Genomic DNA, 2098 nt, shown 5'->3' with positions numbered 1-2098 from the left:
GATTGAGCTTTTGTTTTTACTATTACCTGTTGCCGCTGGTTACGGTTGGATTATGGGTAAAAACAGTGCTAAAAACCAAGCTCATCAACTTAATCGTCAGATCACTTCTGAATATAGCAAAGGCTTAAAATTTCTACTCGATAGAGAAGAAGATCAAGGCTTAGAGCATTTAATCAACTTACTTGAAGTTTCAGCCGACTCTGTTGAACACTATTCTACACTTGCCACCATGTTTCGCCGTAGAGGTGAATTAGACCGCGCAATAAAAATTCACGAACTTCTATTAAAACACCCAAGCTTAAATGAACAACAAGCTGCAACTAGCCGTTTAGAACTAGCCGAAGATTATATAATGGCCGGACTACTAGATAGTGCGGAAGAGCACTTAGTTTGGTTAGTTAAAGCAGGGCATGTAGAAGCGCTGGACCCTATTATCACTTTATATTCGCAAACCCGTGAGTGGGAAAAAGGCATCAACATGTTTGAAGCCTATAGCGAACTATTTTCAAAAGAACAGCAATTTAAAGCAATTGCTAATTTTTATTGTGAGTCAGCTTTAAGTGACAATACACCCCAACTAATGAGAAAAGCGATTAGCTTAAATTATAAAGCCGTGCGTCCGCTTTACGAGTTAGGGTTAGTTGCTTACGCAAAAGAAGATTACGTTAAAGCTATTTATTACTGGCGTGAACTTGTCTCTCAATTTACCTTGTTTGCTCCGTTGTTTATTGATGAGCTGGCACACAGTTATAAACAATTGAATTTGACGCATCAATTTCACGAGTTAGTCAGTGACTTGTTAGAGAAGGGCGGAGTATTAATTAAAATAAAGCATTGCCAAGCATTACTTGAGCAAGGTCACACCAAGCAAGCCTTTGAATTTTTAACTGATAGCTTAAAACGTCAACCTACTATTCGTGGTTTTAGTTTTTTACTGCAATTAATGGGTGACCAAAATAAAAATACTAAAGAAGTACTTAACGAAATTGATAAGCTTGTAACCTCTTATATTGCTACAAAACCAGATTTTCAATGCCAGCATTGTGGTTTTACAAGCTACACCATATATTGGAATTGCCCTTCTTGTAAGCATTGGGAAACCATTGTTCCAAGTCGAGGCTTAGACGGATTTTAATAACCCCATAATTTATAACTTTACTGCCATTCACTAGGATAGTTATGTCTTTCGAACACTCAAAAAAAATTCTTATTGCATTAGATTACGATGATCAAGAAGTTGCTTTAAACTTTGTTAAACAACTTTCTCCTGATACTTGCCGTCTCAAGGTCGGCAAAGAAATGTTTACCTATTTTGGACCTGCATTTGTTAAAGAGTTAATTGATTTAGGTTTTGATGTTTTCTTAGATTTAAAGTTTCATGATATTCCTAATACAGTAGCTAAAGCGGTTACTGCAGCTGCTAAAATGGGGGTGTGGATGGTAAACGTTCATGCATCTGGTGGCTTTGAAATGATGAGCAAAGCTAAATCGGCTCTAGAGAAATTTGGTGACAAAGCGCCATTACTTATCGCTGTTACTGTGTTAACAAGTATGGATGAAACAGAGCTTAAGCGTTTAGGTGTTGATAAATCAGCTCAAGAGCAAGTTATTTATTTAGCTAAGCTTGCAAAGGAAGCTGGGCTTGATGGTGTTGTGTGTTCTGCACAAGAAGCAAAAGCTTTAAAAACAGAGTTAGGTGATAGCTTTAAGCTTGTTACGCCTGGTATACGCCCTGAAGGGAGTGATGCGGGTGATCAAAAGCGTATAATGACACCTAAGCAAGCTATAGATTCAGGAAGTGACTATTTAGTTATAGGCAGACCGATTACTCAAGCAGATAATCCTGTAAAAGTGCTTAGTGATGTTAATAACTCTATAGCTTAATTTAACAATAAGCAGTCATATAGTGCTAAAACCCCTTACCTTATGTGAGTTTTATGTTACATTAATAAAATCAAAATGTAGTAGGGGTTTGTTTTGAAGTTATTTTTTGGTTCTATAGTAATTGTTATTGCGGGTTTTTCAGTAAATAAGTACGTTTTTTCTAATAAAGCATACGATGGTGTAACAACCGTTACAGATATAATTCCAACGTACC

At 36.7% G+C, this 2098-nt stretch carries 2 protein-coding genes; both read left to right on the top strand.

The genetic code is table 11. The features are described 5' to 3' along the window. Nucleotide 1 precedes the first annotated feature (1 nt). Nucleotides 2-1135 (top strand): lipopolysaccharide assembly protein LapB, encoded by a 1134-nt coding sequence (gene lapB, locus H5072_RS17735; RefSeq protein WP_310735898.1) that lies wholly within the window; start codon nt 2-4, stop codon nt 1133-1135. Between the two features lie 44 nt (nt 1136-1179). After that, a complete protein-coding gene (gene pyrF / locus H5072_RS17730) occupies nt 1180-1884 on the top strand; it encodes an orotidine-5'-phosphate decarboxylase (protein ID WP_149602755.1) in 705 nt (234 codons plus the stop codon). The last annotated feature ends 214 nt before the right edge of the window (nt 1885-2098 follow it).

It is taken from the genome of Pseudoalteromonas sp. SR45-5 (assembly GCF_014163565.1).
GTDB lineage: Bacteria > Pseudomonadota > Gammaproteobacteria > Enterobacterales > Alteromonadaceae > Pseudoalteromonas > Pseudoalteromonas distincta.
Note: the sequence above shows the minus strand (reverse complement) of the source record. Positions and strands in the feature narration are given on the sequence as shown.